Source organism: Bradyrhizobium sp. CCBAU 45394 (assembly GCF_028128655.1).
Lineage (GTDB): Bacteria > Pseudomonadota > Alphaproteobacteria > Rhizobiales > Xanthobacteraceae > Bradyrhizobium > Bradyrhizobium diazoefficiens.
Genome location: NZ_LBIX01000171.1, coordinates 53,131 through 79,376, shown reverse-complemented (window position 1 = coordinate 79,376; position 26,246 = coordinate 53,131). Strand labels below are relative to the sequence as shown.

The 26,246-nt window shown below is 65.3% G+C and carries 22 protein-coding genes and 1 pseudogene; 2 read left to right on the top strand and 21 right to left on the bottom strand.

Translation table 11 applies throughout. The features are described 5' to 3' along the window. Window positions 1-10 precede the first annotated feature (10 nt). A complete protein-coding gene (gene katG / locus WN73_RS28325) occupies window positions 11-2,176 on the top strand; it encodes a catalase/peroxidase HPI (protein WP_028172516.1) in 2,166 nt (721 codons plus the stop codon). A 172-nt stretch (window positions 2,177-2,348) separates the two neighbouring features. Here the strand turns inward: katG and pnp are convergent, their stop codons facing one another. The 8 genes from pnp to rimP all read right to left on the bottom strand — a co-directional run bounded on the left by pnp (window position 2,349) and on the right by rimP (window position 12,804). After that, window positions 2,349-4,511: a polyribonucleotide nucleotidyltransferase gene (gene pnp / locus WN73_RS28320; RefSeq protein ID WP_028172517.1), complete on the bottom strand. Its 2,163-nt coding sequence runs from the start codon at window positions 4,509-4,511 to the stop codon at window positions 2,349-2,351. Window positions 4,512-4,973: 462 nt separating this feature from the next. Then, on the bottom strand, window positions 4,974-5,243 hold the full coding sequence (gene rpsO, locus WN73_RS28315; RefSeq protein WP_011083602.1) for a 30S ribosomal protein S15: 270 nt from the start codon (window positions 5,241-5,243) through the stop codon (window positions 4,974-4,976). Between the two features lie 2 nt (window positions 5,244-5,245). Further along, window positions 5,246-6,364 carry a tRNA pseudouridine(55) synthase TruB gene (gene truB / locus WN73_RS28310; protein ID WP_028172518.1) on the bottom strand — a complete coding sequence of 373 codons (1,119 nt, stop codon included), beginning with the start codon at window positions 6,362-6,364 and terminating at the stop codon, window positions 5,246-5,248. Next, the gene (gene rbfA / locus WN73_RS28305; RefSeq protein WP_011083604.1) at window positions 6,361-6,795 is read right to left on the bottom strand and encodes a 30S ribosome-binding factor RbfA; all 435 of its coding nucleotides are present in this window, start codon (window positions 6,793-6,795) and stop codon (window positions 6,361-6,363) included. The genes truB and rbfA overlap by 4 nt, the downstream gene beginning before the upstream one ends. Before the next feature lie 153 nt (window positions 6,796-6,948). Then, window positions 6,949-9,657, bottom strand: a complete 2,709-nt coding sequence (gene infB, locus WN73_RS28300) for a translation initiation factor IF-2 (protein WP_011083605.1) — start codon at window positions 9,655-9,657, stop codon at window positions 6,949-6,951. 71 nt (window positions 9,658-9,728) lie between these two features. Then, the gene (locus tag WN73_RS28295) at window positions 9,729-10,412 is read right to left on the bottom strand and encodes an RNA-binding protein (protein WP_011083606.1); all 684 of its coding nucleotides are present in this window, start codon (window positions 10,410-10,412) and stop codon (window positions 9,729-9,731) included. 23 nt (window positions 10,413-10,435) lie between these two features. Continuing rightward, complete coding sequence (gene nusA, locus WN73_RS28290) at window positions 10,436-12,046, bottom strand: transcription termination factor NusA (RefSeq protein WP_028172520.1); 1,611 nt, start codon at window positions 12,044-12,046, stop codon at window positions 10,436-10,438. 2 nt (window positions 12,047-12,048) lie between these two features. Next, window positions 12,049-12,804 carry a ribosome maturation factor RimP gene (rimP, locus tag WN73_RS28285; RefSeq protein ID WP_271555645.1) on the bottom strand — a complete coding sequence of 252 codons (756 nt, stop codon included), beginning with the start codon at window positions 12,802-12,804 and terminating at the stop codon, window positions 12,049-12,051. 361 nt (window positions 12,805-13,165) lie between these two features. On the opposite strand from rimP, the gene WN73_RS28280 reads away from it, so the two are divergent. Beyond that, window positions 13,166-14,248: a DUF2336 domain-containing protein gene (locus tag WN73_RS28280; RefSeq protein WP_011083609.1), complete on the top strand. Its 1,083-nt coding sequence runs from the start codon at window positions 13,166-13,168 to the stop codon at window positions 14,246-14,248. Window positions 14,249-14,364: 116 nt separating this feature from the next. On the opposite strand, the gene trmB is transcribed toward WN73_RS28280, so the two are convergent. From trmB to WN73_RS28215, 13 genes and pseudogenes are all read right to left on the bottom strand, one after another. Further along, a complete protein-coding gene (gene trmB / locus WN73_RS28275) occupies window positions 14,365-15,075 on the bottom strand; it encodes a tRNA (guanosine(46)-N7)-methyltransferase TrmB (protein ID WP_271555643.1) in 711 nt (236 codons plus the stop codon). Beyond that, a complete protein-coding gene (locus WN73_RS28270; protein ID WP_271555641.1) occupies window positions 15,072-16,229 on the bottom strand; it encodes a M20 family metallopeptidase in 1,158 nt (385 codons plus the stop codon). Before WN73_RS28270 ends, trmB begins: the two co-directional genes overlap by 4 nt. An 86-nt stretch (window positions 16,230-16,315) precedes the next feature. Continuing rightward, a complete protein-coding gene (locus tag WN73_RS28265) occupies window positions 16,316-16,729 on the bottom strand; it encodes a helix-turn-helix domain-containing protein (RefSeq protein WP_027546813.1) in 414 nt (137 codons plus the stop codon). Window positions 16,730-16,949: 220 nt separating this feature from the next. Then, window positions 16,950-18,563 carry an apolipoprotein N-acyltransferase gene (gene lnt / locus WN73_RS28260; protein WP_271555636.1) on the bottom strand — a complete coding sequence of 538 codons (1,614 nt, stop codon included), beginning with the start codon at window positions 18,561-18,563 and terminating at the stop codon, window positions 16,950-16,952. After that, entirely contained in the window at window positions 18,560-19,678 is a 1,119-nt protein-coding gene (locus tag WN73_RS28255) for a hemolysin family protein (RefSeq protein ID WP_028172525.1), read from the bottom strand. The genes lnt and WN73_RS28255 overlap by 4 nt, the downstream gene beginning before the upstream one ends. A 1-nt stretch (window position 19,679) precedes the next feature. After that, window positions 19,680-20,168 carry an rRNA maturation RNase YbeY gene (ybeY, locus tag WN73_RS28250; RefSeq protein WP_370164877.1) on the bottom strand — a complete coding sequence of 163 codons (489 nt, stop codon included), beginning with the start codon at window positions 20,166-20,168 and terminating at the stop codon, window positions 19,680-19,682. Between the two features lie 83 nt (window positions 20,169-20,251). Next, window positions 20,252-21,247 (bottom strand): PhoH family protein, encoded by a 996-nt coding sequence (locus WN73_RS28245; RefSeq protein WP_011083616.1) that lies wholly within the window; start codon window positions 21,245-21,247, stop codon window positions 20,252-20,254. A gap of 64 nt (window positions 21,248-21,311) precedes the next feature. Beyond that, window positions 21,312-22,709, bottom strand: coding sequence for a tRNA (N6-isopentenyl adenosine(37)-C2)-methylthiotransferase MiaB (gene miaB, locus WN73_RS28240; protein WP_028172527.1), 1,398 nt, complete (start codon window positions 22,707-22,709; stop codon window positions 21,312-21,314). A 191-nt stretch (window positions 22,710-22,900) separates the two neighbouring features. Beyond that, window positions 22,901-23,577, bottom strand: a pseudogene (locus WN73_RS28235) (HAD family hydrolase). After that, on the bottom strand, window positions 23,578-24,033 hold the full coding sequence (locus WN73_RS28230; RefSeq protein ID WP_011083619.1) for a Fur family transcriptional regulator: 456 nt from the start codon (window positions 24,031-24,033) through the stop codon (window positions 23,578-23,580). Window positions 24,034-24,071: 38 nt separating this feature from the next. Further along, window positions 24,072-24,557 carry a ribosomal protein S18-alanine N-acetyltransferase gene (gene rimI, locus WN73_RS28225; RefSeq protein ID WP_028172529.1) on the bottom strand — a complete coding sequence of 162 codons (486 nt, stop codon included), beginning with the start codon at window positions 24,555-24,557 and terminating at the stop codon, window positions 24,072-24,074. Then, window positions 24,554-25,249 carry a tRNA (adenosine(37)-N6)-threonylcarbamoyltransferase complex dimerization subunit type 1 TsaB gene (tsaB, locus tag WN73_RS28220; RefSeq protein ID WP_028172530.1) on the bottom strand — a complete coding sequence of 232 codons (696 nt, stop codon included), beginning with the start codon at window positions 25,247-25,249 and terminating at the stop codon, window positions 24,554-24,556. The genes rimI and tsaB overlap by 4 nt, the downstream gene beginning before the upstream one ends. Window positions 25,250-25,448: 199 nt before the next feature. Beyond that, window positions 25,449-26,018 (bottom strand): NifU family protein, encoded by a 570-nt coding sequence (locus WN73_RS28215; RefSeq protein ID WP_028172531.1) that lies wholly within the window; start codon window positions 26,016-26,018, stop codon window positions 25,449-25,451. Window positions 26,019-26,246: the final 228 nt, after the last annotated feature.

Below are 26,246 nucleotides of genomic sequence, written 5' to 3'. Positions count from 1 at the left end.
GGAGGTATTCATGGACGACACTTCAAAGTGCCCGTTTTCGGGTGGAAAACGCGTGCCGGCGAACCGCGATTGGTGGCCAACCCAGCTCAGCATCGAGATGCTGCACAAGAATTCCGGCCTGTCCGATCCGATGGGCAAGGAATTCGACTACGCCAAGGAATTCAAGACGCTCGACCTGAACGCGGTCATCAAGGACCTGACCGCCCTGATGACGGACTCGCAGGAGTGGTGGCCCGCCGACTTCGGTCATTATGGCGGCCTGATGATCCGCATGGCTTGGCACAGCGCCGGCACCTACCGCATCACCGATGGCCGTGGCGGCGCCGGTGCCGGTCAGCAGCGCTTCGCGCCGCTCAACAGCTGGCCTGACAACGCCAACCTCGACAAGGCGCGCCGGCTGCTCTGGCCGATCAAGCAGAAATACGGCCGCAAGATCTCCTGGGCCGATTTGATGGTGCTCGCCGGCAATGTCGCGCTGGAGTCGATGGGCTTCAAGACGTTCGGTTTCGCCGGTGGCCGCGCCGACGTCTGGGAGCCGGAAGAGCTGTATTGGGGTCCGGAAGGCACCTGGCTGGGCGATGAGCGCTACAGCGGCGAGCGCCAGCTCGCCGAGCCGCTCGGCGCGGTGCAGATGGGCCTCATCTACGTCAATCCGGAAGGCCCGAACGGCAAGCCGGACCCGATCGCCGCGGCAAAGGACATCCGCGAGACCTTCTTCCGCATGGCGATGAACGACGAGGAAACCGTCGCGCTGATCGCCGGCGGTCATACCTTCGGCAAGACCCATGGTGCGGGCGATCCGTCGCTGGTCGGACCGGAGCCGGAAGCGGGCGCGCTCGAGGATCAGGGTCTCGGCTGGAAGAGCAAGCACGCTTCGGGCCTGGCGGGCGATTCCATCACCAGCGGTCTCGAGGTGACGTGGACGACGACGCCGACGAAGTGGAGCAACAACTTCTTCGAGAACCTGTTCAAGTACGAATGGGAGCTGACGAAGAGCCCGGGCGGCGCGAACCAGTGGACGGCCAAGGGTGCCGATGCGATCATTCCCGACGCCTTCGACAAGTCGAAGAAGCACCGGCCGACGATGCTGACCACCGACCTCTCGCTGCGCCTCGATCCGGCCTATGAGAAGATCTCGCGGCGCTTCCTGGAGAACCCGGATCAGTTCGCGGACGCATTCGCCCGTGCCTGGTTCAAGCTCACCCATCGCGACATGGGTCCGATCCAGCGCTATCTCGGCCCGCTGGTGCCGAAGGAGACGCTGATCTGGCAGGATCCGATCCCGGCCGTGAATCACGAGCTGGTCAGCGATCAGGACATCGCTGCGCTGAAGACGAAGATCCTGGCCTCGGGCCTCTCGGTGCCGGAGCTGGTCTCGACCGCATGGGCGTCGGCCTCGACGTTCCGCGGTTCGGACAAGCGCGGCGGCGCCAACGGCGCGCGCATCCGTCTCAGCCCGCAGAAGGACTGGGAGGTGAACCAGCCGGCTCAGCTCTCGAAGGTCCTCGGCAAGCTCGAGGCGATCCAGAAGGAGTTCAACGCCTCGGCCGGCGCGAAGAAGGTCTCGCTCGCCGACCTGATCGTCCTCGGCGGCACCGCCGCGGTCGAGAAGGCCGCGAAGGACGCCGGCATCGACGTCAAGGTCGCGTTCACGCCGGGCCGCATGGATGCTTCGCAGGAACAGACCGATGCGGCTTCCTTCGCGCCGCTGGAGCCGCGCGCCGATGGTTTCCGCAACTACGTCGGCAAGCGGCAGCAGTTCCTGCAGCAGGAAGAAGCGCTCGTCGATCGCGCACAGCTTCTGAAGCTCACCGGACCCGAGTTGACCGTGCTGGTCGGCGGTCTGCGCGTGCTCGGTGCCAATGCGAACGGTTCGAAGCACGGCGTCCTCACCGCGAAGGTGGGTGCGCTGAGCAACGACTTCTTCGTCAACCTGCTCGACATGAGCACGCAGTGGGCGCCGGCGGCCGACGGCACCTACGAGGCTCGCGACCGCAAGACCAACGCGGTGAAGTGGACCGGCACGCGCGCCGATCTCATCTTCGGCGCGCACTCGCAGCTCCGCGCCTACGCCGAGGTCTATGCCACCTCGGACTCCAAGGAGCAGTTCGTGAAGGACTTCGCCAAGGCCTGGACCAAGGTGATGAACCTCGACCGGTTCGATCTCGCGGCGTAAGGCGGTGTTACACCTCTCCCGCTTGCGGGAGAGGTCGCGCCGAAGGCGCGGGCTCACCCCAGCCCTCTCCCGCAAGCGGGAGAGCGAGCGCAGCTCTCCCGGGGCGAGCACGAACACAAACAAAAAGGGCGGCCTCTCGGCCGCCCTTCGTTTTTCTGGACTGGTGCGAGACTTACTCGCCGGCCGCTTCGCGCGGGGCCTTCTCGCCCTCGGCGGCCTTGTCCTTGGCCTCGAGGTCCTCGCCGGTGGTCTGGTCGACCACCTTCATCGACAGGCGGGTCTTGCCGCGGTCGTCGAAGCCGAGCAGCTTGACCTTGACCTTGTCGCCTTCCTTGACGACGTCGGAGGTCTTCTGCACGCGCGCCGAAGCGAGCTGGCTGATGTGGACGAGGCCGTCCTTGGAGCCGAAGAAGTTCACGAAGGCGCCGAACTCCATCACCTTGACGACGGTGCCGTCATAGATCTGGCCGACTTCGGGCTCGGACGCGATCGACTTGATCCACTTGATCGCGGCCTTCATCGCCTCGCCGTCGCTGGAGGCGACCTTCACGGTGCCGTCGTCCTCGATGTTGACCTTGGCGCCGGTCTTCTCGACGATCTCGCGGATCACCTTGCCGCCGGTGCCGATCACTTCGCGGATCTTGTCGGTCGGGATCTTGAAGGTCTCGATGCGCGGCGCGTATTCGCCGAGCTCGGCGCGGGCGTTGGTCAGCGCCTTGGCCATCTCGCCGAGGATGTGGATACGCCCATCCTTGGCCTGGCCGAGAGCGACCTTCATGATCTCCTCGGTGATGCCCTCGATCTTGATGTCCATCTGGAGCGAGGTGATGCCCGATTCAGTGCCGGCGACCTTGAAGTCCATGTCGCCGAGATGATCCTCGTCACCGAGGATGTCGGAGAGAACCGCAAAGCGCTTGTCTTCCAGGATCAAGCCCATCGCGATGCCCGCGGTCGGCCGCTTCAACGGCACGCCTGCGTCCATCAGGGCGAGCGAGGCGCCGCAGACCGAAGCCATCGACGAGGAGCCGTTGGATTCGGTGATCTCGGAGACCACGCGGATCGTGTACGGAAACTCGTGATGCGGCGGCAGCACCGGGTGGATCGCGCGCCAGGCGAGCTTGCCATGGCCGATCTCGCGGCGCTTGGTGCCGCCGAGGCGGCCGGTCTCACCGACCGAATAGGGAGGGAAGTTGTAGTGCAGCAGGAACGTCTCTTTGTACGTTCCCGACAGCGCGTCGATGTACTGCTCGTCCTCGCCGGTGCCGAGCGTGGTCACGACCATCGCCTGGGTCTCGCCGCGGGTGAACAGCGCCGAGCCGTGGGCGCGCGGCAGCACGCCGACTTCGGCGATGATGTTGCGCACGGTCTTGGAGTCGCGGCCGTCGATGCGCTTGCCGGTGTCGAGGATGTTCCAGCGAACGATCTTGGCCTCGAGCTCCTTGAACACGCCGGCGATGCGCAGCTTGTCGTATTTCGGTTCCTGCCCTTCGGGGAAATAATGGGCGATCACCTTTTCCTTGACCTTGCCGACCGCGGCGTAGCGATCCTGCTTGACCGGGATGGCGTAGGCGGCGCGCAGTTCCTGCTCGACGAGGCCGAGCATTTCCTTCTCGAGCGCGGCATTGTCGATGACGGTGACTTCGCGCGGCTCCTTGGCGGCCTTCTCGGCGAGCTCGATGATCGCGTTGATCACCGGCTGGAAGTGGCGGTGACCGAACATCACCGCGCCGAGCATGATGTCTTCGTTCAGTTCCTTGGCTTCCGATTCCACCATCAGTACGGCGTCGGCCGTGCCGGCGACGACGAGGTCGAGCTGGGTGTCGACCATCTCGTCGAGCGTCGGGTTGAGCACGTATTCGTCATTGACGAAGCCGACGCGCGCGGCGCCGATCGGACCCTTGAAGGGAGCGCCCGACAGGGTCAGCGCAGCCGACGAGGCCACCAGCGCGACGATATCGGGATCGTTCTCCATGTCGTGCGACAGCACGGTGGCGATCACCTGGGTCTCGTTGCGCCAACCGTCGACGAACAGCGGACGGATCGGGCGGTCGATCAGGCGGGAGACCAGCGTCTCCTTCTCGGTCGGACGGCCCTCACGCTTGAAATAGCCGCCGGGAATGCGGCCGGCGGCGTAGGTCTTCTCCTGGTAGTCGACGGTCAGCGGCAGGAAGTCGACGCCTTCGCGCGGCGCCTTCGCCGCGACGACGGTGGCGAGCACCACGGTCTCGCCATAGGTGGCGACGACGGCGCCGTCGGCCTGGCGGGCGATCTTGCCGGTTTCGAGCTTGAGAGGGCGTCCGCCCCAGTCGATCTCGACTGAATGCTTATTGAACATAGAGGTCTTCTTTCATGGGTTCTCGAAACAAGGGACGCTTCGAAAAACAAAAACCATGCGCAAGATTGCGGGACGCTGATCGGAGCGGATGATCAGCGTCCTGCGATCCTGCCATGGTTTTTGGATTTCGGATGGCGTCCATCCTTTCGGGTCATACGGGCGCCTTGCCCGTTGTGCCCAGCCGCCGGATTGCTGCTGGACTGTCAGTCGGCACGAACGCGAACACCGAACTGCGGTCTTCGCCGATCGTGCCCCGGATGCTGGCCGTCACTCGAGTATGATCCGGAAAAGTGCGAATCGGTTTTCCGAAAAGATCATGCTCAAACAACAATCCAAAGTGCGATTCTTCGCGCTTTGGGCTCGCATCCGACGCGCACGCAGCCTCGATCAAAAACCTTCAAACAAACGCTTTCGTTCGAAACCACGCGCGAAAACGCGCGCCAGTGGCGCGCGCAGGAACACTTAACGACGAATGTTGTGCTTCTCGAGCAGTGCCTTGTAGCGCGCCTCGTCCCTCTTCTTGAGGTAGTCGAGGAGCGAGCGACGGGTCGAGACCAGCTTCAAGAGACCGCGACGCGAATGGTTGTCCTTCACGTGGGTCTTGAAATGGCTGGTGAGGTTGTTGATGCGTTCCGACAGGATCGCGACCTGAACCTCGGGCGAGCCGGTATCGCCGGCCTTGGTGGCATTCGTCTTGATGACTTCCGCTTTGCGTTCTGCGGCAATCGACATCGTCAATTTCTCTCGTTGCGACCGGGGCTGGCAGTCAGGCCGGTCAGGTTGAACACACGCTTGGGGATGATTTCGCCATTGCCGACTTCGGCAAGCGCCAAAAGGCGGCCTGCCACCGTGACATAGACTGTGCCGCTACAAGTGGGCGCATCCCGTCCGCGCAACAAAACGGCCTGGCCCCGATGGAGCCTTGCCGCATCAGCCCGAGTGACGGCCAGTGCCGGGATGTCGTCCAGCGCGGTCTCAACGGGCAAAAGCGCGTCGGCGAGGCTGCCCTCGCCGGACGCGGCTCTATCGCACAAAGCCTCCAACTGATCCAGCGGAATCATGTCGTTTTCGCCAAATGGGCCAACCAGGGTCCGTCGCAGCGCGCAGATATGGCCATAAGTGCCGAGAATCCGGCCCATATCGCGGGCCAGCGCGCGGACATAGGTGCCCTTGCCGCATTCGGCCTCGAACACGGCCCGGTCGTTATCCGGTTGATCCACAAGGGTTAATCGGTGAATCTCGACCGGGCGGGGAGCCAGCTCCACGACCTCGCCGTCGCGGGCGAGGTCATAGGCGCGCTCGCCCTGGATCTTGATCGCGGAATAGCGCGGCGGGATCTGCTCGATCACCCCGGTGAAGCGGGGCAACAGCGCCAGGATGGCCTCCCGGGTCGGGCGCAGCTCGGAGGTCGCGGTCACCCGGCCCTCGATGTCGTCGGTGTCGCGCTCCTCGCCCCAGCACACGGTGAACTGGTAGCGCTTGCGGCCGTCCATGACGAAGGGAACCGTCTTGGTGGCTTCGCCGAGCGCAATCGGCAGGCCGCCGGAAGCGAGCGGATCGAGCGTGCCGGCGTGGCCGGCGCGCTTGGCGTTGAACAGGCGCTTGAGCACGGCGACGGCCTGCGTCGAGGTCATGCCGATCGGCTTGTCGAGCACGACCCAGCCATGGACGTCGCGGCGGTCGCGGCGAACCTGGTTGCCCTTCTGCTGCTTGGCGCGGGGATCGTTGTTGACGCGGCGCGGCTCCTGGTGCGGCTGGGAATTGCCGCCCATGTCCGCAAAATTATTTTTCTGCACGTCGCGCTGATCGGCCTGTTCGCCGCCGATCGTGCCGTGAGCCGGGTCCATCGTCATTGCTCTTCTTCCCGATCCGAATCCGGATCCTGTTCCAGGTCCTTCTGCACCGCAGGTGTTCGCAAAAGCTTCTCGATCCGTTCCGCTTCGTCGAATCGCTCGTCGACGCGGAAGCGAACGTCAGGTGCAAATTTCAGGTTAACGCGCCGCGCGACTTCGCCGCGCAGGAATTTCTTGTTGCGCTCGAGCGCAGCGATGACGATCTCGGTGTCGCGGCCACCGAGCGGCATCACGTAGATTGTCGCGAGCTTCAGGTCGGGGGACATCCGCACCTCCGGCACGGTGACGATGTGACCTTCGAGGTCCGCATCATGCACGTTGCCTTGCGCCAGAATCTCGGCCATCGCATGGCGAACCTGCTCGCCGACGCGCAACTGGCGCTGCGAGCCTCCGCCGGACGCGGAACTTTTTTTCTGGTGGTGGCGCGGCATTCTGGAAATCACCTCGTCGTGCCCGCGTTTGGGACACGAGCATTGTCATTTGTCCGTTGAAACGAAGAGGCGCGGATGGCCGGAAAAAATCCGGCCATCTCACTCCCGCTATTTCAGCTCAAAAAGATCCGGGCGCTTCGGTAAGATTTGGACTTACAGGGAGCGCTGGATCGTCTCCACGCGATAACACTCGATCACGTCACCGGCACGCATGTCGTGATAGTTCTCGAAGGCCATGCCGCATTCCTGACCGGACTGGACTTCCTTCACTTCGTCCTTGAAGCGCTTCAGCGTCGACAGCTTGCCTTCGTGCACGACGACGTTGTCGCGGATCAGGCGCACATTGGCGCCGCGTTCCACGGTGCCGTCGGTGACGCGGCAGCCGGCGACCTTGCCGACCTTGGAGATGTTGAAGATCTCCAGGATCGCGGCATTGCCAAGCATGGTCTCGCGCAAGGTCGGCGCGAGCAGGCCGCTCATCGCCTTCTTCACGTCGTCCACGAGGTCGTAGATGATGTTGTAGTAGCGGATCTCGATGCCGTTGCGCTTGGCGGCCGCAGCGGCTTCCTTGTTGGCTCGAACCGAGAAGCCGATGATCGCGGCGTTGAAGCCTTCCGCGAGCGTCACGTCCGACTCCGAAATACCGCCGACGCCGGCATGCAGGATGCGGGCGGCGACTTCGTCGGTGCCGAGCTTCTCCAGCGAGCCGAGGATCGCTTCCAGCGAGCCCTGCACGTCGGCCTTGATGATCAGCGGGAATTCCTTGCGGCCCGCCGTCTTCAGCTGCGACATCATCTGCTCGAGCGAGCCGCGCATGCCGGAGATCGAGGCTGCCGCGTTCTCGCGCTTCTGGTGCGCGCGGTAGCTCGTGACCTGGCGGGCGCGGGCTTCGTTCTCGACGACGGCGAGGCGATCGCCGGCTTCCGGCGGACCGTTGAAGCCGAGCACCTCGACCGGCACCGACGGACCTGCTTCCTGCACCGTCTCGCCCTGGTCCGAGATCAGCGCGCGGACGCGGCCCATCTCGGCGCCGGCAACGATGATGTCGCCGACACGGAGCGTGCCGCGCTGAACCAGCACGGTCGCGACCGGGCCACGGCCGCGGTCGAGCTTGGCCTCGATCACGGTGCCTTCGGCCGGACGCTCCGAATTGGTCTTCAGGTCGAGGATATCGGCCTGGAGCGCGATCATCTCGAGCAGCTTGTCGAGATTGGTCTTGTTCTTGGCGGACACCTCGACGTCGACGACGTCGCCGCCGAAGGATTCCACCTGCACTTCGTGCTGGAGCAGCTCGGTGCGCACGCGCTCGGGCTTGGCATCGGGCTTGTCGATCTTGTTGATGGCAACGATGATCGGCACCCGCGCCGCCTTGGCGTGGTTGATGGCTTCGACGGTCTGCGGCATCACGCCGTCATCGGCCGCGACCACCAGCACGACGATGTCGGTGACCTTGGCGCCGCGGGCGCGCATCGCGGTGAACGCGGCGTGGCCGGGCGTGTCGATGAAGGTGATCTTCTTGCCGCTTTCGGGCGATACCACCTGATAGGCGCCGATATGCTGGGTGATGCCGCCGGCTTCGCCGGAGACCACGTTGGCATGTCGGAGAGCGTCGAGCAGCGAGGTCTTGCCGTGGTCGACGTGACCCATCACGGTCACCACGGGCGAACGCGTCTCGGTGTCGGTGGAATCGTCGACCTGGTCGAACAGGCCTTCTTCAACGTCAGACGCGGCGACGCGCTTGACGGTGTGACCGAGCTCTTCGGCGATCAGCTGCGCGGTGTCGGCGTCGATCACGTCGGTGATCTTGTGCATCGCGCCCTGCTTCATCAGCATGCGGATGACGTCGACCGCGCGCTCGGCCATGCGGTTGGCGAGCTCCTGGATCGTGATCGCTTCCGGAATGATCACCTCGCGGATGAGCTTTTCCTTCGGCTCGTTCGAGGCATGGCCCTTCAGACGCTGGGTGCGGCGGCGGAACGAGGCGATCGAGCGCTCGCGCACCTCGTCGGCGTTGAGCGCGGTGACCACCGTGAGGCGGCCGCGCTCTTTCTGCGGACCGGGCTTGTGAGTGGTCTTGGGAGGCGGCGCGGGACGCGCGGCGCCGCCGGGACCGCGACGGATCTGGCGCGGCGCCTCGTCCTCGTCCGGCTCGGCCGCAACTGCGGGGCCACGGCCTGCCGGTGCACCCGGACGCTGCGCGGTCGTCGTTGCAGGACGCGCGGTGGTTGTTCCCGGGCGGGTCGTCGTGGTTCCGGGTCGTGCCGCGGGCGCACCGGGGCGCGGTGCGGGCGCGGCCGGCGCTGCGGTTGCGGGACGCGCGGCCGAAGCCGGCTGCTCGCCCTCGCCAAAACGCTTCTTGGCCTCGGTCTCGGCCTTCCGCTTGGCTTCGTCCTCGTGGCGATGGCGCTCGTCCTCGGCCTTGCGGCGGGCTTCGGCGGCTTCGCGCTCGGCGCGTTCGGCGGCCTCGCGGACGGCGCGGCGCTGGGCCTCTTCCTCGGCCTGGCGGCGTTCCTCGACTTCGCGCAGCTTGGCATCGGCCAGCGCGCTGGCACGGGCCGAACGCTCGTCCTCGGTCAGGGTGCGCAGCACCACGCCGGAACCGGCATTGCGCGGCGGGGCGGGCGGCGGAGCCGGGCGCGACGGGGCAGGCGCGGCGGGCGCCGGCTTTGCGGTCACCTCGGGCGCGTGCGGCTCGGGACCGTCGCCAATACGGCGCTTGCCGCGCTTCTCGACCACGACCTGCTTGCTCCGGCCGTGGCTGAAGCTCTGGCGCACGGTGCCCGTTTCGACGCGCGGCTTGAGCGATAGCGTCTTGCTCGGAACGCTCAGCTTCTTGTCGCCAGGGGTCTTGGTATCAACCATTCAGCAGTCCTAATCCTGATCTTGTTGTCGTTGTGCGTTGCCGCACAGTCATGTCGGTTGGTCGTTGTCTCTCAGAAATCCTGGCCGCGCTTTTCGGCAGTCTTGTCATCGTCCGCCATCCGGTATCGGACCAGCATCTGGCTACGTGACAGGAATGACCTGCTCGCCGGGCCCGCGAGCAGCGCAGCATGTATCACATTTGACCGGGTCAGTGCCAAATCCAATTCTATCGATTTCAGTCCGGTCACGACGGGAATCTGCGGCTTGGCGCCGCGATTTCCGGCATTTTGACGCGCCAGCATGTCCAATTTGCGGATTCCGTCCGCGGCCCCGTCGCTGGCGTGGATCAGGACCTCGACCGTGCCTTCCCGAAGCGCGCTCTCGACCTTGCCGAAGCCGGCCACGACCTGGCCCGCCTTGGCGGCAATCCCAAGGGCTTCCGTCACGCTCCGGACCAGGAGCGCCTCGATGTCGGCGGGAAGCGTCTGAGGGGTGCGCAGCTCGCGCTTGAAGGCCTTGCTAAATTGGTGACGCCGCACCGCTTCCGCAACCACCTCGCGCGAGGCGGTGATCCACATGCCGCGTCCGGGCAGCTTGCGCTTGAGATCGGGAACTATGTGCCCTTCCGGCGAGACGACGAAACGGATCAGCTCGTCGATCGGCCGGACCTCGCGGCTGACCGCGCACATCCGCATGGTCGCGGACCTTTCGGTCCGCGGCCCATGGTCGAGATCGTGGTCAGTATCTGCGAGCATCCGGGCGACATTCTCCTTCGTCCTTAAGCCGGCTGATCTTCGCTCGCCTCAGCCTCTTCGGCGGGCTTGGCGAGATCGGCCTCGGTGATCCAGCCGGCCTTGACGCGGGCCTGCATGATCATCGCTTCGGCATCGTCACGGGAAATCTCGATACCGTCGAGCGCACCCGGATATTTGGTGGATTCGCCACCTTCCTTGCGCTCGGTCCAGCCGACCAGATCGTCGGTGGCGCAGCCGGCGAGGTCGTCGACGGTCTTGATGTCGTTCTCGCCGAACTTGACCAGCATCTTCGAGGTGACGCCGGGCACGTCCTTGAGAGCGTCCTCGACGCCGAGTTCCACGCGCTTGGCCTCGAGCTCGGCTTCCTGCTGCTCGAGATATTCGCGGGCGCGGTTCTGGAGCTCCTGCGCGGTCTCCTCGTCAAAACCCTCGATGCCGGCGAGCTCCTTGATGTCCACCATGGCGAGTTCCTCAACCGAGGTGAAGCCTTCGGACGCCAGCAGCTGGCCGACCACTTCGTCGACGTTGAGCGATTCCATGAAGACGCGGGTGGAGTTCTCGAAGTCGGCCTGGCGGCGCTCCGATTCCTCCTGCTCGGTCAGGATGTCGATATCCCAGCCGGTGAGCTGCGAGGCGAGGCGCACGTTCTGGCCGCGGCGGCCGATCGCCAGCGAGAGCTGGTTGTTGGTATCGGGCACCACGACCTCGATGCGCTCGCGGTCTTCGTCGATGACGACCTTGGAGACTTCGGCCGGCGCCAGCGCGTTGACCACGAAGGTCGCGATGTCGGGCGACCAGGGAATGATGTCGATCTTCTCGCCCTGCAATTCGTTCACCACGGCCTGCACGCGCGAGCCGCGCATGCCGACGCAGGCGCCGACCGGATCGACCGAGGAATCGCGGGAAATCACGCCGATTTTCGCGCGCGAGCCGGGATCGCGGGCAACCGCCTTGATCTCGACGATGCCGTCATAGATTTCCGGCACTTCCTGCGCGAACAGCTTCGCCATGAACTGCGGATGGGTGCGGGAGAGGAAGATCTGCGGGCCGCGGGTCTCGCGGCGGACGTCGAAGATATAGGCGCGAACGCGGTCGCCGTTGCGGAACACTTCGCGCGGCAGCATCTCGTCGCGGCGGATGATGGCTTCACCGCGGCCGAGATCGACGATCACGCTGCCATATTCGACGCGCTTGACGACGCCGTTGACGATGTCGCCGATGCGGTCCTTGAATTCCTGATATTGCCGGTCGCGCTCGGCCTCGCGCACCTTCTGCACGATCACCTGCTTGGCCGACTGCGCAGCGATGCGGCCATATTCGAGCGGCGGCAGGGTGTCGGCGATGGTGTCACCGACCTGGGCGCCGGGATTGGCGCGCTGCGCATCCACCAGCGAAATCTGGTTGGAGTGGTTTTCGACCTTCTCGACCACCAGCATGTGGCGCGACAGCCGCAGCTCGCCCTTCTTCGGGTCGATCTCGGCGTGAACGTCAGTTTCGCTGCCGTAACGGGCCCGCGCCGCCTTGGCGATGGCGTCCTCCATCGCCGCGATCACGATGCCGCGGTCGATCGATTTCTCGCGCGCGACGGCATCGGCGATCTGGAGCAATTCAAGTCGATTGGCGCTGACTGCCATGGCTAGTCTCCTTCGTCAGGCTCGATCTCGCCGCGCCGCGCGCGTTCGGCGGCCAGGCGATGTTTCTTCGTATTGGTCGGTGCCGGCTTCTTCTTCGGCTTGGTGTTCTTGGTCGTTTTTTCGCTGATTTTCGCGTGAGGCGCAGCTGGCGGCTCCAGGCCGAGATTGCGGCGCATCTCGCGCGCCGCGGCCTTGCCACGGCGCATCGATTCCGCGATCAGCTCGTCGGTCAGCACCAGCCGGGCCTCGCTGATGTCCTCCATCGTCAGGAGAACGTTGCGTTCCTCGCCCGCCTTGACGTCGTCGCGCTGCAGATGCACGCGGTCGCCTTCGACAGCGCCGATCATGCCGCGGAACCGCTTCCGCCCCTCATGGGCGACCGCCATCTCGATCTTCACCAGATGTCCGGCATAGCGCTCGAAATCGGAACGCCGCACCAGGGGGCGATCGATCCCCGGCGAGGAGATTTCCAGCCGATAGGCGCGATCGATGGGGTCGGCGACGTCGAGCACGGGCGACAGCGCCCGCGAGATCGCCTCGCAATCCTCGATCTGCATCGAGCCGTCCGGACGCTCGGCCATGATCTGCACGGTGCAGCCGGCCTCGCCGGAAATGCGGATCCGCACCAGGCGGTAGCCCATGCCCTGGAGCACGGGACCTGCCACCGCGGACACCCGTGCCGCGACGCCCGGCTCGACCACGAGCCTCGGCTCGGCCAGCAACTCGGCATCCGTGGAACCAGCGGTCGGTTCGGTCATATCCAGGGTCAAGGCGCTCGATGGTTAAGGCTTGGTTACGATTTCAAAGCCCGCTTCGGAACTCTCCCGGCAGCTCGCCGGGCCGCATCTTCCGCCAAGCCGCGCTCAGGTAATAAAAAAGAGCGGGTCCTTTCGGGCCCACTCTCACTACGCGGATCGTATGAGAAGATGAATTGGCGCTGATATAGCCCTTTCCACCCTCGCGGACAAGGCCCATCGCACGGCAGGCGAGGCTTTTTGCGCCTTTCCAACGGCCCCCCGCGCAACGCTTCCTTCATCAACGGGGCCTAAATTCCCTGATTGTGGGGCGACTTGGACCAAGGGCGCACCCGCGGCGTGCCCTGTACGAGTTTGCGTTTTCATGACCGTTGCCACGTCGCTCATTCCCGGACTGGACGATATCGTCAAACGCGGCGACCCCCGGCGCCGTGGCGAGATCGCGCGTGCCATCGCCGAGCTGTTCTTCCAGGATCCCGCCAAGCTCCGTCCCGAGCTCATAGATCTCTTCGACGATCTCCTGATTGATCTCGTCCCGCATGCCGAGCTCGCCTCGCGCGTCGATCTCGCCGAGCGCTTTTCGCGCCTGGACAACGCGCCGCGGCACCTGGTGAACCAGTTCGCGCGCGAAAACGAGATCATGGTGGCGGCCCCTGTGTTGCGCCGCTCGCCCGTGCTCGACGAAGCGGCGCTGGTCGAGATCGCGCGGCTGAAGGGCCAGGGTCATCTGCTGGCGATGACGGAGCGTCCCGCCCTGTCGTCTGTCGTCACCGACGTACTGGTCGAGCGCGGCGATCGCGACGTGGTGCGTCGCGCCGCAGGCAATGCCGGTGCGATGTTCTCACCCGGCGGCTATTCCGAGCTGATCAAGCGTGCCGCGCAGGACGGCGTGCTGACGCTCAAGATCGGCCAGCGCAACGATCTTTCGGGCGAGCACCTGAAAGAGCTGCTCAACGGCACGCTCGACGTCATTCGCCGCCGTCTCTCCAGCGTGGTCAATCCCGTGCGCCAGGTCGAGATCAAGCGCGCCATGGCGGCCATCGAGGAGGCCGCGCTGCCGCCCGGGCCGCGGCGCGATTTCACGGCGGCACAGCGCACGGTGCTCGGCTTGCATCGCGAGGGCCATCTCGGCGAGAGCGCGCTGCTCGGCTTTGCCAAGGCAAACAAATACGAGGAAGCGATCGCCTCGCTCTCGGCGATGTCCGGCGTCCGCCTCTCGATCCTCGACCGCCTGATCGCGGGCGACCGCTACGATCCGATTCTGATCCTGGGGCGCGTGCTCAATCTCGGCTGGCCCACGGTGCGCGCGCTCATCCTGCTCTGGTACGGTCCGCATCGCACGCCGGCCGATGCCGACATCGAGGCCGCCCGCATGAACTTCACGCGCCTGATGCCGACGACGGCGGAACGCGTCGTGAATTTCTGGCGCAACCGGCAGACGATCTGAGATTATCTCTCCTGTCATTCCGGGGCGCGCGCAAAGCGCGAACCCGGAATCCCGAGATTCTCAGGTGCGCAATTGCGCACCATAGTTCGATGCTGCGCATTGCCCCGGAATGACGATTACACTCGCTTGAACCGCAAATACGCGGCCTTGCGTCCTTCGCGCGCGGCCTTCCGGCCGTAGCGCGTCATCGTGTAGCCGTCCCATGGCTGCCGGAAATCGTCGGCGCGCTCCGCAAGCCATTTGAAGTCCGCCGAGCGCGCAAGATGCGACAGCGTCCAGGCGCAGTAATCGTCGATGTCGCAGACGAAGCGGAATTCGCCGCCGACCTTCAGCACGCGCGCCATTGCGGCGATGGTCCTGTTCTGGACGAAGCGCCGCTTCCAGTGCCGCCGCTTCGGCCAGGGATCCGGGTGGATCAGGTCGATCCGCGACAGCGAGGCCTTCGGCAGCCAGGCCAGGAGCTCGGCGGCATCGCCCGCGAACAGGCGGATGTTGGCGATGTTGCCGGCCTCGATCTGCGCGAGGATCTTCGCCATGCCGTTGACATAGGGCTCGCAGCCGATGAAGCCGGTCGTGGCGAAGTTCTGCGCCTCGGCCGCAAGATGCTCGCCGCCGCCGAAGCCGATCTCGAGCCGCACGTCGCTCGCCGCGGGATCGAAGATCTCGCACGCATTCCCCGGCGCCTCGCCCGCGATGTCGAGCGCAAGATGCGGCAGCAGATGATCGATCAGCTCGGCCTGGTGCTGCCTGAGCTTGTGGCCCTTGCGGCGCCCGAAGAAGGCGCGCTCGCTGTCATCGCGATCGGGATCTGACTTGCGTTCGCTCATCGCAGCGTCTGATACAGGCGATAGAGCAGCCGCGCGCGCGGTTCGAGCGACGAGACATAGAGCTGCTCATAATGGGTGTGTGCGCCCTTGCCGTCGACGCCGAGCCCGTCGAGCGTGCCGGTGTGGGGAGCGGTGAAATTGCCGTCCGAGCCGCCGCCCGTGTAGGTGTCGATCAGTTCGAAGCCGATCTCCGTGGCGAGCGTCCTGGCATGCTCGTACAGCGAGGCACCTGCATTGCCCTTCTCGTAGGGCGGACGATTGAGCTCGCCGGTGACCTTGACGGTGACGCCGTCCGTCTTCGACCTCAGGGCGAGGATCTTGCCGACGAATTCGTCCGCATCGGTGAAGCTCGGCACGCGCAGATCGATTTCGGCATAGGCCTCTTCCGGCGTCACGTTGGGGCGCGTGCCGCCGCGCACCACACCGACATTCACGGAGACGCCGCGCGCCGGGTCGTTCATCCCTTCCAGCGTCAGGATGATATTGGCGAGCTCGCGGACGGCGCTGCGACCATCTTCGGGTCGCGAGCCGGCATGCGCAGGCACGCCCTTGATGAACACCTGGAAGCGTCCGACGCCCTTGCGTCCGGTGACGATCTTGCCGCCGTCGCGTGCCGGCTCCGTCACCAGCACGTATTTGGCCTTGCGGCCTTCCTTCTCGATCAGCGCACGCGAGGTGGGGCTGCCGATCTCCTCGTCGGAGGTGAACAAGTGGGTGATGCCGAGTGGCGAGCGCTCGGCCGTGGCGCACAGCGCGCGAAACGCGTGATGGGCGATGTAGGCGCCGCCCTTCATGTCGTAGATGCCGGGACCGAACGCGCTGTCGCCTTCGACCTTGAACGGCAGGCGCTCGATGAAGCCCAGGGGATGAACGGTATCGAGGTGGCTCAGCACCAGGATGCCGGGCCGGTCCTGGCCCCAGGCTGAGCGTGCCAGCAGATGATCGCCGCAGCCGTCGACGCCGGCGATGCGCTCGAGCGTGACAGGCAGATCGCGATAATGATCCGCGACCAACGACACCAGTCTGTTGACCTGTTCAGGCGCCTCTGTCGGCGTCTCGATCTCCACCCAGCGCCGGATGCCGTCGAGAATAGTTTTGTTATCGAACCAGTTGGAGTTCGCCATGGGCGCATCTATGCCTTTGAATCGCATCATCCGGGAGGACGCGCGTCAAGGCGCGGCCGCAAATGACGACATAGGCCAGATTTGGCGCAGCCTCAAATCGATTGAGCTGGCGCGGCTCAGCGCTTGTCGGGACCTTCACGCGCCGCGATCTGCTCGACGAGATCGACGATCGAGCGGCGCATCTTCGAATCAGTGATTCGCGTGAACGCCTTGGTCAAAGCGAGTCCTTCGGAGGTCGCGAGGAAGTCCGAGACGTAAGAGGGCGAGGCGCCTTCCGCGAAGCCGTTCGGGCCGGCCACACCGCTCGGTCCGCCTTCGAACAGGAACGACACCGGCACCTGGAGAATTTCGGCAATCTGCTGGATGCGGCTCGCGCCGACCCGGTTCGTGCCCTTCTCGTATTTCTGGATCTGCTGGAAAGTCAGGCCCAAAGCTTCACCGAGCTTTTCCTGGCTCATGCCCAACATGATGCGGCGCATGCGCACGCGGCTGCCGACATATTTGTCAACAGGGTTGGGCGCTTTCGACATTTCCTCAGCCTCCAAACACCACCCTCAGCGCAATCGACGGAATGCCTCAGGTGCCAGCATCATAAAAATCAGACCCTGTTATTGGGAAACATTGCGGAGAAATTTAGCAATGCCCACTGTCTTTTGCAGCTGGTGCAGAATGAGGAACCCGCGTGCAGTCTGTCAACCGTGGGACCACGGTTGTCAAAGGATTCCGGCCGCTTCGGCGGTGACGGCGGGATCAGGGGTGCCGTTTGGCCACACGTCGGCGGACCGCGAGAAGCACGGCCAGCGCGACGAGCACGGCCGCGGGCACGTCGCCCACCCGTGCATAGATCGTCGGCGGGATCGCGGCGGGCAGGCTTGCATCCAAAATGCCTTCGACGCCGAGACCGAGGCTGGCGACGGTTCGCCCCACCGGATCGATCACCGCGGAGATGCCGGTATTGGCGGAGCGGACCAGCGGCAAGCCGAGTTCGATCGCGCGCATCCGCGCTTGCTCCAGATGCTGATAGGGTCCGGTCGAGATGCCGAACCAGCCGTCATTGGTGAGGTTCACGATCCAGCCCGGACGTTCGTTGCGACCGGCAACCTCGCCGGGAAAGATCGCTTCGTAGCAGATCAGCGGCAGCGCTGACGGCGCGCCGGGTATCGGCAGCGCATGCCGCACGGTGCCGGCGATGAAGCCGCCGCGCACACGCGTGAGCTGCTCGAAGCCGAGCTTCTCCATCAGATCCTGGTAGGGAAGAAATTCTCCGAACGGCACCAGGTGCAGCTTGTCGTAGACCGCGAGCACGCTGCCGTCGTGATCGATCACGTAGATCGAATTATAGGCACGCGTGATCGGCGTTCCCCGCGGCAGATCGGGCGCGCGAACCGAGCCCGTGATCAGCACCGAGCCCTTCGGCAGCAGCTCGGCGATCTCGGCCATCGCGTCGGCTTCGCGGGTCAGGAAGAACGGAAAGGCGGATTCCGGCCAGATCAGGATGGTGGCATCGCGCACGCCGGTCGATTGCGGTCCGGAGGCGCGGTCCGACAGCGCCAGGTATTTCTTCATCACCTCCGTCTTGGCGGCGTAGTTGAACTTCGCGTCCTGCTGGAGGTTCGGCTGCATCAGGCGCAGCTTGGCGCCCGCGACCATCGTGGTCGGATGCAGCGACAGGCGGATCGCGCCGAAGATGCTCATGGCAATCAGAAGCGCGACTGCCGCGGCCGGCGCGCGCCACGCCACGCGGCGATCGGGCGTGCGGTCGATCAGCGTCGCGGGGCTTGCAAAGATCGCAACAGTCAGGAACGTCATGCCCCACAGGCCGATCAGCGACGCCGTCTGCGCCAGCGGCAACGGCTCGGACAGCGCATAGCCGAACGCGTTCCAGGGAAAGCCGGTCAGCGCGTGACCGCGCAGCCATTCGGCGATGGTGAGGCTTGCCGCGAGCGCAAGCACGCGCGTGGCGTTCTTGGTCCAGAGCAGGCGGGCGAGCGCAAATCCGATCGCCGTGAAGATGGAAAGATAGGCCGGCAGGCCCAGCACGGCGAACGGCGTCAGCCAGGCGAACACATCGGCGTCGACGAAGAAGGCATAGCCGATCCAGTAGAGGCCGGGGACGAAATAGCCGAGCCCGAACCAGTAGCCGGTCAGCGCCGCGGCGGGGATGCCGCGGTATCGCCCCGCGCCGGCGCCGTCGATCAGCCAGACCAGCACCGGGAAAGTGATGAACAGCACGGGGAAGAGATTGAACGGCGCCAGCGCCAGCACCGACAGCGCGCCGGCGGCCATGGCGACGAGGGCGCGCTTCCATCCCCAGGTGAGGATGATGGCAAGCGCAATCTGCCGGAGTCGCTGGAACGCGCTCACTGCGGGCCGGTCCCGTCGCTTGGCGGCGGGGTCGGCGTGTCACTGGCCGGCGGTTGACCGCTCTCCGGCGCGCTCTCGCGGCGTCGGCTCTCGCGCTGGGTGCGCGGCGCGGGGCGTTCCTTCCGCGTCGAGATGCGCAGCCGCTTGACGCGGCGCGGATCGGCATCGAGTACCTCGACCTCATAGTTGCCGGGGCCCGAGATCACCTCGCCGCGCACCGGCAGGCGCCCGACGAAGCTGACGAGATAGCCGCCCAGCGTCTCGACTTCCTCGCCGGCCTCACCGGTGACGAAGTCCGCGCCGATCACGGTGCGGACGTCATCGAGGCTGGCGCGGGCGTCGGCGATGAAGGCGTTGTCGGGCAGGCGCACGATCGAGGGCGGCTCGTCGCTGTCGTGCTCGTCGTCGATCTCGCCGACGATCTGCTCGACGATGTCCTCGAGCGAGACCAGCCCGTCGCTGCCGCCATATTCGTCGACCACCAGCGCCAGGTGGATGCGCGTGGCCTGCATCTGCGCGAGCAGGTCGATCGCCCGCATCGACGGCGGCACGTAGAGCAGCTTGCGAATGATGCGCGCGTCCTCGAGCGGCATCGCGAGATCGACGGTACGAAGGTCGAGGCCGGCCGGCAGCGGCTTCTTGCGCTTGGTCTTGGTGGCGTCCGACACGCGTGCCCGCGCGGTCATGAACGCGAGCAGGTCGCGGATGTGGACGATGCCGACGGGATCGTCGAGCGTCTCGTTGTAGACGACGAGGCGCGAATGGCCGGCGCTTTCGAAGCGGTCCATCAGCTCGCCGAGCGGAATGTCGCGCTTCACCGCGATGATGTCGGCGCGATGCACCATGACGTCGGCGATGCGGCGCTCGTGCAGACCGAGGATGTTGCGCAGCATGGTGCGCTCGACGGCGGAGAAGCCGGTGTCGTCGGGCGTCGAGGCGTCGAGCACGACCTGGAGATCGTCGCGCACCGACCCCGCCTTCCAGCCGAACAGCGTGCGGATCGCGCGCAGCAGCCAGCCTTCGGCGGTCGGACGCAGCACCTCGCCGGGTGCCACCACGACCGGCAAATTGGGCGTGTTGCGGGGATTGTCGTGGATCGGGTCGGAATCCGGCATCTCAGTGCGTCCCCGGGCGGTCGGCATAGGGATCGGGAATGCCGAGATGGGCCAGGATCTGCGTCTCCAGCGCTTCCATCTCCTCCGCGTCGTCGTCGTTCTCGTGGTCGTAGCCGATCAGGTGCAGGAAACCGTGCACGGCCAGATGGCTCAGATGGTGGTCGAACGGCTTCTTTTCCTCGTCCGCCTCGCGCCGCATGGTCTCGTAGGCGATCGCGATGTCGCCGAGCATGCGCGGCGCATCGCCTTCCTTCCATTCGCCCTCCGGCTGGAGCGCGGGAAACGACAGCACGTTGGTCGGCTTGTCGATGCCACGCCAGTTGCTGTTGAGCGTGCGGATGCCGGCATCGTCGGTCAGCATCACCGCCACTTCCGCCTCCGCGACGTCTTCGTCGACACTCTCGGCGGCGGCCGCGACCGCGCGCTGGATCACGGCTTCGGAATCGGGTTCGCGCTGCCAGCAATCGGCGACGACGAGGACCTCGGTCATGGGAAGGTTGGGGTGTGACATTGTCTTTGTTCGGAACGAAAAGGCGCTCGCGTCCGCGCCCATATGGTCCGGTTGTTGTCCCGTCAGGATTTACCGGCGGCCGGCCGCTGCGGCTGCCCTTCATAGGCGGAGACGATCCGCGCCACGAGTTCGTGGCGGATCACGTCCTCGGCTTTGAAATGAACTTGTGCAATGCCTTCGACGCCGTTCAGCAGGCGGGTTGCCTCGGCGAGGCCCGAGGTCTGGCCGTTCGGCAAGTCGATCTGCGAGGGGTCGCCGGTGACGATCATGCGGCTGTTCTCGCCGAGGCGGGTCAGGAACATCTTCATCTGCATCGACGTGGTGTTCTGCGCCTCGTCCAGGATGATGGCGGCGTTGGTCAGCGTGCGGCCGCGCATGAAGGCGAGCGGCGCGATCTCGATCTCGCCGGTTTGCAGCGCCCGCTCGACGATGCGTGCGTCCATGAGGTCGTAGAGCGCGTCGTAGATCGGGCGTAGATAGGGATCGACCTTCTCACGGAGATCGCCGGGCAGGAAGCCGAGCCGCTCGCCGGCTTCCACCGCCGGGCGCGACAGGATGATCTTGTCGACTTCCTTGCGCTCGAACAGTTGCGCGGCATGCGCGACCGCGAGCCAGGTCTTGCCGGTACCGGCAGGTCCAATGCCGAACACCAGTTCGTGGCGCTTCAGCGCGCGGATGTAGGAGTCCTGCGCGGCGGTGCGCGCGCGCACCGGGCGTTTGCGCAAGTTGATGCTGTCGAAGGTCGTTTTGGCCGATTTGGCGTCGAACTCGAACAGGGAGCCCTGTGCGATCACGGCGCGGATCGCGCCCTCGACCTCGCCCTGGTCGAGATCCTGCCCCTTCACCGCCTGGGCGTAGAGCACCTCCAGCACGCGGCGCGCGGCATCGCAACCGTCGCGCGTGCCGCCGATGGTGATGTGGTTGCCCTTGGAATCGACGACGACGCCGAGCCGGCGCTCGATCTGCGCGAGGTGCTGGCCGTAGGGGCCGACCAGTGCGGATGCGGCGCGGTTGTCGTCGAAGTCGATGACGACCTGGGTTTCGGGCGGAACTTGCATGTCGCGGTCAAATTTGCGGCTGGGAGCGATAGAAGACGAATCCGATGCGCTTTTTGGCAAGGGTTCAGGCTCCAGTGGCGATGGGTGATAAAGCGGGCTCGCGCGCAACGCGCGGTGTGACGAGCTCCCCGAGGAAGCTGTAGCGTTCGAGGCTGTCGATCCGCACCGGAAGGATTTGTCCGATGATGTCGGGTGAGGCCATCACATGCGCGGGCTGGAGGAAGGCGGTGCGGCCGACGATCTGGCCGTCCTTGCGCGCCGGACGCTCGAACAGCACGTCGACCGTTGAGCCAATCGCGGCCTTGTTGAAGGCCGATTGCTGGCTGTCGATCAGTTCCTGGAGCCGCTCCAATCGCTGGTCCATCTCGGCGGGGGACACCGTCTCCTGCATGTCCGCGGCCGGCGTTCCCGGCCGGGCGGAGTATTTGAACGAATAAGCGGCAGCGTAGCCGATTTGCGTGACAAGCGCGAGGGTGGCGAGAAAATCTTGCTCACTTTCACCCGGGAATCCGACGATAAAATCTGATGAAAAAGCAATGTCTTGGCGCGCGGCCCGGAAACGGTCGATGACACGCCGATAATCATCGGCGGTATGTTTGCGGTTCATGGCGGCCAGAATCCGGTCCGAGCCCGACTGCACCGGCAGGTGCACGAACGGCATCAGGGCCGCGAGATCGCGATGGGCCGCAATCAGGCTGTCATCGACGTCGCGGGGATGGCTGGTCGAATAGCGCAGCCGCGCGATGCCGGGAATCCCTGCCAGGTGTTCGAGCAGCCGGCCAAGTGGCCAGCTTTTTCCGTCGGGTCCGTCGCCGTGATAGGCGTTGACGTTCTGCCCGATCAGCGTGAGCTCGCGCACGCCGTTGTCGGCGAGCCGCTTCACGTCGTCGACGATCTTCGCGACAGGGCGGGAGACTTCCGAACCTCGCGTGTAGGGCACGACGCAGAAGGTGCAGAACTTGTCGCAGCCTTCCTGCACCGTGACGAAGGCGGAAATGCCGCGCGCGCGGATCGCATCGGGTTTCGGCTGGGCCAGGAAGCTGAACTTGTCGGCCGCGGGAAATTCGGTCTCGATCGCGCGGCCTTCGTTGCCGGCCCGCTTCAGCAGCTCCGGCAGGTGATGATAGCTCTGCGGGCCGACCACGACGTCAACCACCGGCGCCCGGCGCACGATCTCCTCACCCTCGGCCTGCGCCACGCAGCCTGCGACGGCGATCTGCATCGCGCGGCCCCCGCGGGCGGCCTCGTCCTTGGCGACGCGCAGCCGGCCGAGCTCGGAATAGACCTTCTCGGAGGCCTTCTCGCGGATATGGCAGGTGTTGAGGATGACGAGGTCGGCGTCCTCGGCGCTGGCCGTCTCCACGAATCCTTCCGGAGCCAGCGTGTCCACCATGCGCTGGGCATCGTAGACGTTCATCTGGCAGCCATATGATTTGATGTGCAGCTTGCGCGGCGGCGTCATGGAACCCGAAAATGGAGGTGGAGGACGGCCTTCAGATATAGGCTGGAGGGGGGAAAATCCAGCGAATGGAGCCCGAGGCGGTCATTCCGGGGCGCCCGCAAGGCGGGCGAACCCGGAATCGCTCCAAAAGCACGGGATTCCCGGTTCACGCACCTTGCGCGTGCCCCGGAATGACGAGCAAGGGGGCGAAGTCAGCCCGCCAAAGCGTCCGCCTCGACCCGCCGGACCAGCTCCGGCAACTGCCGCATATCGTCGAACGTCAGTCCGGCGCCGGCGGCCCGCAGCCTTTCGGCGTGCCCCGGCGGGCAATGGCTGCCGCCGTGAAAGCCCAGCACGGTCATCCCGGCGGCGTGCGCGCCGGTCACTCCGGGAAGGCTGTCCTCGATCACGAGGCAGCGCTGCGGGGCGACCTTCATCTGCGCGGCGGCAAACAGGAACAGGTCGGGCGCGGGCTTGCCGCGGGCGACCTGGCTCGCGGAAAAGATGTTCGGCGCGAGCAGGAGAGCCCGGCGCACGTCAGGCCGTGATGGATCTTCTCCGGCGTGCCGCTCGATGCGACGCATTTCGGTAGATCGATTGCGGCGATCGCCGCGGCCACATGGGTGATCGGCTGCAAATCGCTGGCGTAGAATTGCAGCGTGGCCGCATTCACTTGGCTCTCCAGATCGTCGGGGAGGCTGCGGCCGATTTCCTGCTCGACCATCCGCCGCGCGTCCTTCTCGGATACGCCGAGAAAGCGGATTAGCACCTGCTCCGAGGTGATCGGATAGCCGTGGCGGGTCAGCACATCCGCATGCGCGCGACAGGAGATCACCTCGCTGTCCACGAGCACGCCATCGCAGTCGAAGATGATGAGATCGACGGGCACTTAGCTTGTGGGCTTGTCGTCGTCGAGCGGGACGCAATAGAGCTCGAGCCGGTGGTCGACCAGCTTGTAGCCGAGCTTGCGCGCGATCTCCGCCTGGAGCTTCTCGATCTCTTCGGAGGTGAACTCGATCACCTTGCCGTCGCGCAGATTGATGAGGTGGTCGTGATGGCTGTCGCGCATCGTCTCGTAGCGCGCGCGTCCCTCGCGAAAGTCATGGCGTTCGATGATGCCGGCATCCTCGAACAGCTTGACGGTGCGATACACGGTCGAGATCGAGATCTTGTCGTCGACGGCGACGCAGCGGCGGTATAATTCCTCGACGTCGGGATGATCGACTGCCTCTGCGAGCACGCGGGCGATGACGCGGCGCTGCTCGGTCATGCGCATGCCGGTGGCGGCACAGCGCGCCTCGATGCCGGACGCCTTGGATGCAGAAGAAGGTTTCAGTGCGGTCATGATCTGTCTGCCTGACGGGGCGTTTTCTGCCATCAATGTTACGACAAGTCACGCCGCATCAGAAGGGCGTTCAATTGTTCCCCGTTCGGCTGTTTATAGTAGCGTTCGCGGCGTCCGACCACCATGAATCCGCACCTTGCGTAGAGCCGCCGTGCCGGCTGGTTGTTTTCCTCGACCTCGAGAAATATCGTGCGCACGCCGCGCCCGGCGAGGTGGCCGAGATGGCTCATCAGCAGCGTGTGGGAGAGGCCGCGGCCGCGATGGGCCTGGTCGACCGCGATCGAGAGGATCTCCGCTTCGTCCGCGCCGATCCGCGACACCGCAAAGCCGATGGTCTTGCGGCCGAGGCGCAGCCGATGCACCAGCGTATTGCGCTCGCTCATCATGCTCTCGAATTCGCCTTCGCCCCAGCCGCGCGCGAAGGAGGCGCCATGAAGCTGCGCGAGCCGCGCGGCATCGCGCGCGGAAGCCGGCTCGACGGCGGCCGTGCCGCCGCGCCACCATTCCGACAGCCATCTCATCATGGGGTTGCGGCTTGAGCTGCGAGCGACGGCAGTGCGGTCGGTTTTGCGTCGGGCGCCTTCAGATAGAATGGCCGCGCCGGATTTGTCTCGGGATCGGCGGCAGCGCCAAGCCATGCGACCCAGCCGATATCGGGCGCGGGCTGCGCGTCGACCGCGACCGGCTGCGGTGCATCCTTCGGCCAGCGATCGGCAAGGATGTTTGCGGCATTGCCGACCAGATGCGGTGCGCCGAATTGCGAGGCCGCGATCGCCTCGTCGACGGAGACGACGCCCGGCCGCACCAGCTGGCTGCCGTCGCCGGCGACGATCTGGAAGTAGACGTGATCGTGCCGCGCATCGATAGCGGAGATGACCGGGGCCGATTTGCTCTGGCCGACGACGGTGGCGGCATAGGCCGACAACGTCGTCAGCCCGACGGCCGGCCGCTTGGCCGCGAGTGCAAGGCCGCGTGCCGCCGAAATGCCGACGCGGAGGCCCGTGAAGCTTCCCGGGCCGACGGTGACGGCGATTCGGTCGAGCGCGGTGAAGGAAAGATTGGCCGATTGCATGACGCGCGCGATCATCGGCATCAACGCCTCGGCGTGGCCGCGCTTCATGAGAAGCTGCTCCTGCGCAAGCAGCTCGCCGGCGTCGGTATCGAGCACGGCGGCCGCGCACGCCTCGAGCGCGGTATCGATGGCAAGGATCAGCATGAGAACGCGAATGGCGAGTGGCGAATAACGAGTAGTGTAGCGAACCACGCGCCAATCCGCCATTCATCACGCACTATTTGCAGGCCTCCAAAATGCCCCACGCAAGCTGTCATTCCGGGATGGTGCGTCAGCACCAGACCCGGAATCTCGAATTTCCGGGCTCGGTCCTTCGGACCGCCCCGGAATGACGGCTTCGTCGTCACATCGGCCGGACTTCGACCACGTCGGGCACGAAGTGCTTGAGCAGGTTCTGGATGCCGTGCTGGAGCGTCGCGGTCGATGACGGGCAGCCGGAGCAGGCGCCCTTCATGTTGAGATAGACGATGCCGTCCTTGAAGCCGCGGAAGGTGATGTCGCCGCCGTCATTGGCGACCGCCGGCCGCACCCGGGTCTCGATCAGGTCCTTGATCATGTCGACCGTCTCGGCATCGGCCTCGTCGAAGAACTCGTCCTCGTCGTCGAGATCGGCATCGCTTTGCGCCGCGCCGTCGGCGAGCAGCGGCGCGCCGGACATGTAGTGCTCCATGATGGCACCGAGGATCGCGGGCTTGAGCTGCTGCCATTCACCGTTCGCCTTGGTCACGGTGATGAAGTCCGATCCGTAGAACACACCGGTAACGCCGGGCACCTCGAACAGCTTTTCGGCGAGCGGTGAACGCGCGGCCGATTCGCGGCTCGAAAATTCCATCGGGCTGCCGTCGACCACGACGCGGCCGGGAATGAATTTCAGCGTGGCGGGATTGGGGGTAGCTTCGGTTTGAATGAACATGGTTTTCTCCAGACGTCGCCGGTTCAAGGCCGGCGCGCAAGCTATCCACTAGCAGATGGCGACGGGGAACGCACGATCAAGGGGCGAGATGGCCGTTCCGTTGTTATATCAGTGGGTTAAGGTGCCAAGATATTCCAACCTCGTCATGGCCGGGCTTGTCCCGGCCATCCACGCCTTACTTCGCGGAAGCAAGAACGTGGATGCCCGGGACAAGCCCCGGGCATGACG